A 3,976-nucleotide genomic window follows, 5' to 3' on the forward strand; every position below is an offset into this window, starting at 1 on the left:
CCGCCCACTACCGCAAACGACTCGAACCGCTATAAGTCACGACCCGCCGTTGCAGTATTAGATCCCGAGGCGTTCGATCAGCGTCTCAATGTTGGGCGCGACCTCGATCCAGTCCGCCGTTGTGCTGAGGTAAATCACTGACGGGCCGGCCAAGGAAGGTCTGTAGTCCAACGCAAACGGCTGGTCGGGGCCGAGGTCACCGATCAGCAGAGACTGGTCAGGATCCACGTCTCCAGGCGGGCGCTGCCGGTCCGGCTGACCGAGATAGAACCCGCGATAGTCCTCAGGCATGTCGTCGAGCCAGCGCCTGTTGGCCGTCATCCGACTCAACGGGAGGAACTGTGGGACTACCGCGTTATCGCCGAAGACTTCGCGGTACATCGAGGACGAGCGGTCTGGAGCTACCCACCGACCTTGCCGCACCGCACGGAGGAGCACAGACGGGATCGGCAAGCCGTCGATGATCACATCGCCATCATCAGTGCGCCGTACGGTCCCCACAAGTCCGAATCTCCTCGACGCACCATCAGCGGCAGATCAGTGCGTCCGGATGACTGCGCGGCCACGTGCGCTGGCAAACTCAGCCGCGTGTTGACCACCATCAGTCCGGAACGTCGGTACCGCCGCTATCGTGGTCGGACTGCTCATCGCCCTATTGACTCTCGGCACAACCACCGACCGTCCATTTACGCTGGCCTGGCTGCTCGTCCTCGTCGGGACGGGCCTGCGGTTGGAGGCCGCCATCCGTGCCCCGAAACGCCAGGCGCGATAGCCCGACCGCTGACCTTTCCGGCAGTACAGCAGCCAGTACAGCGGCCCAGCTGTCGGTGCGGCAGGTGCGCAGTCCCCTCGGTGCGAGCGTGCTCCGACAGGTTGCCCGACAACGTGCCGAATATCGGATGATCTGTGCGTGGAGATCATCCATCTGCTGCAGGCGGGAGTGACCCGGCCGCACCTGGATCCGGTGGCCGGTGCCACCTGGATGGCCATGGTGTACGACAGCGCCAGGGCACTGCACGGTGTGGTCACGACCTCGGTCGACGAGCCGACGGTCGGCCGAAACCACTACCGGGTCGGTGTGCGACTGCGTGATGCCAAGCCGTTGAGCATCCTGTTCAACGCCGCGGTCCTCCTGGTCGCCGCAGCCGAACAGCAAGACCCCCACATGATCAACGCGGTGTTGGTAGACGTCCCCGACGGGGACATCTACCACCGCGCAGGGCTGCGGGTCGCCACCAGGGCTGAGCTGAATCAGCCGCTCCACGAGCGGCACCTGCATCTTCTGACCGAAGAAGAACGCCGGGATGTCGCCTACCACCAGCCGAGCAGGCTCGGCGACCTGCTGTTCAACTGGTTCGACTGAGCTACCCCTCCGCGCCCACCATGCGGCAGATAAGCGTCTGATTTCCGTCAGGTTGCGGTGAAGATGACCGCCCGTCCGTTTGCGGCGGCTCGGTCGTAGAAGGCTTGAAGTTCAGTGAAGGCGTCCCAGGTGTAGGCGAAGTCCGTGTCGTCGTGCGCGCCGAGATAGTCCGGATCGTTGATGGCGTCGAATCGGCTGCGTAGCCACGTTGGTTCCACATCGCGCAGGGCGTGAGCAACATCCCGGACCTCGGTGGCGCTTAGGTAGACGACGGGATACTCGTCGTGGAGATGACGTCCGCCGAGCACCGCGTGGGACAACGGATACACGCCGGTGTCCGCGTCGACAGTGCCGTCGGTGAGGCATCGGTGGATGGCGCTCCAAGCCTTGTCGGTGTCGACCTTCAACCCGTCGTCGCTCCACGACTCTTCGATGTTCTCAAGGATCTCGCCCACGCTGTCGCTGTCGCCGCGGTCGCCTGCCGTGAGCAGCGCACGTTCCTGGTCCGCGGCGATGGCGAAGTGCACCCCAACACGCCGAGATCGTAAAGGGGCAGGGCACGACCTCGACGAGGGCCATCAGCCGCCACAGCTCACGTCACACCGGGCGCCGTGTGCCTGGAACCGCTGACTGCCGGTCCCGGCTCTCGGCACCACGCTGTGGCAGCTCTGGGGGGTACGCAAAGGTTGACGGCCCGACCACGTAGCGACGGACCGTGACGCTCGACGGCGGCGGCACAAGGCCCGCTCACGACTGATGCTCCGTCTCGTACCGTAGATCCGATGCGGATTGAGGACGCCTTCGTGGATCCGGACGGAACCATCGTGGTGACCGACCGAATTCAAGGCGGCCCCGTAGTCCGCGGGAGTCACCTATGGCTCGTTGACGGCAGCGTGCGGTATCCCGTCGTGGCGGCCCGGTTCCTCCGCACCTGCGCCCGACACGATTCGGAGACCGCGCGAGCGGGAGAGAACACCGCAATGATCCTCGACGGCGCACCACCCCACCTCCAGCTTCGGGGCCTGCTGCTCATCACCGCAGAATGACACGTACAGATCCACGCACTGAACCGCCCCGGGTTCTGTGGAGACTTCAGCTGTTGGCTCCGAGCACCTCGCGGGGCTGGGGTTGAGCGTAAAACGTCGATTCGTGTTCGGTTGGTGGGGCGTGCCCGATGGCGGAGTGCAGGCGCTGGTTGTTGTACCGGTCGACCCACTCGGCGGTGGCCAGTTCGATCTGGGCGAGGCTGCGCCAGGGGCCTCGGGGTTTGATCAGTTCGGTCTTGTAGAGGCCGATGGTGGATTCCATCAGGGCGTTGTCCAGGGCGTCGCCGACGCTGCCGATCGAGGCGTCGATACCAGCGTCGAGCAGGTGGGTGGTGAACCGGAACGACGTGTACTGACCGCGTCGCTGTGGTGTACCAGGCCCGCGCCGACGGGTTGGCCGGCGCGGTCTCGGCGCCATAGCCCCATGTCGAGGGCGGCCAGGACCAGCGGGGTGCGTTTGCTCGTCGCCGCGGACCAGCCGACGATCGCCCGGGAGTAGACGTCGACGACGAACGCGACGTAGACGACGCCGGACCAAGCGGCCACATGGGTGAAGTCCGCGACCCAGCAACGGTTTGGGCGGGCGGCGGTGAAGTCCCTGTTGAGCAGATCGGCGGCCCGTTCATGGCCGGGGTCAGCGATCGTCGTGCGGATTCTCTTGCCGCGCACGACGCCGGCCAGCCCGGCATCACGCATCAACCGCTCGACGGTGCACCGGGCCGTCGGCTGACCACGGCGGCGCAGCTCGTGCCAGATCTTGCGAGCTCCGTAAACCCCGTAGTTCGCCGAGTGGATCTCACGGACGAGCTCCCTCAGCTGCGTATCGCGGACCTGTCGCGTCGACGGCGAGCGCTTCTTGGCCGCCCAGTAGCCGCTCGGGGTGATCTGCAACCCGTGCCCACGCAGGACACGGCAGATCGGCTCGACCCCACCGAAGCGGCCCCGATGCTCGTCAACAAAGGTCACGAGCGTGTCGTAGGCCGGTCGAGCTCGGCCGCGAAGAAAGCCGACGCGGCCTTCAAGATCTCATTCGCCCGCCGCAACTCCGCGTTCTCCCGCCGCAGCCGCTTCAGCTCCGCCGACTCCTCCGACGTCACCCCCGGCCGCCGGCCGTCATCGACCTGCGCCTGGCGGACCCACTTCCGCAACGTCTCGGCCGTGCCGATCCCGAGCCGGGCCGCCACCGCCGTGATCGCCGCCCAGTCCGACTCATAGTTCGGCCGCACCTCCGCGACCATCCGCACCGCCCGCTCCCGCAAATCCTGCGGATACGGCTTCGTTCCTACCATCTCTCGATCCTTCCCAAGCGGGGAAGTCTCTACAAGATCCGGGGCGGTTCACACTGACATCCGCGACGGCCGACGCTGCGGCTAGCCCCGGTGCCTGGTGCGTCGCAGGACGAACGGACGAGTCGATCTCACGATGAATGGCGCCGCGTCGCCCTGCACGGGCATCGCAGTCTACGCAGGGACGTCACGGTTCCGCTGACGGCCGCGATTGGAGAGCTAGTACGGCAGCCGCCATTGGCGGTCTGACCTGGCGGGATGCGGTGGTGGGGGTGTGTGAA

Annotated in this window: 4 protein-coding genes and 1 pseudogene; 2 read left to right on the plus strand and 3 right to left on the minus strand. The window is 66.1% G+C overall.

What is annotated here, in order from left to right; translation table 11 throughout:
* Window positions 1–57 precede the first annotated feature (57 nt).
* Window positions 58–468: an SMI1/KNR4 family protein gene (locus ACFHWY_RS28030; RefSeq protein ID WP_416583249.1), complete on the minus strand. Its 411-nt coding sequence runs from the start codon at window positions 466–468 to the stop codon at window positions 58–60.
* Window positions 469–910: 442 nt separating this feature from the next.
* On the opposite strand from ACFHWY_RS28030, the gene ACFHWY_RS28035 reads away from it, so the two are divergent.
* Window positions 911–1,363 (plus strand): hypothetical protein, encoded by a 453-nt coding sequence (locus ACFHWY_RS28035; protein WP_416583250.1) that lies wholly within the window; start codon window positions 911–913, stop codon window positions 1,361–1,363.
* A gap of 47 nt (window positions 1,364–1,410) precedes the next feature.
* Here the strand turns inward: ACFHWY_RS28035 and ACFHWY_RS28040 are convergent, their stop codons facing one another.
* Window positions 1,411–1,890: a YfbM family protein gene (locus tag ACFHWY_RS28040; protein ID WP_416583251.1), complete on the minus strand. Its 480-nt coding sequence runs from the start codon at window positions 1,888–1,890 to the stop codon at window positions 1,411–1,413.
* Between the two features lie 255 nt (window positions 1,891–2,145).
* Here ACFHWY_RS28040 and ACFHWY_RS28045 point away from each other — a divergent pair, with 255 nt between their 5' ends.
* Window positions 2,146–2,409 (plus strand): hypothetical protein, encoded by a 264-nt coding sequence (locus ACFHWY_RS28045; protein WP_416583252.1) that lies wholly within the window; start codon window positions 2,146–2,148, stop codon window positions 2,407–2,409.
* Window positions 2,410–2,455: 46 nt separating this feature from the next.
* On the opposite strand, the pseudogene ACFHWY_RS28050 reads toward ACFHWY_RS28045, so the two are convergent.
* A pseudogene (locus ACFHWY_RS28050) lies at window positions 2,456–3,698 on the minus strand (IS3 family transposase).
* Between the last annotated feature and the right edge of the window lie 278 nt (window positions 3,699–3,976).

Source organism: Micromonospora sp. LOL_024 (genome assembly GCF_048060415.1).
In the GTDB taxonomy this organism is placed as follows: domain Bacteria; phylum Actinomycetota; class Actinomycetes; order Mycobacteriales; family Micromonosporaceae; genus Micromonospora.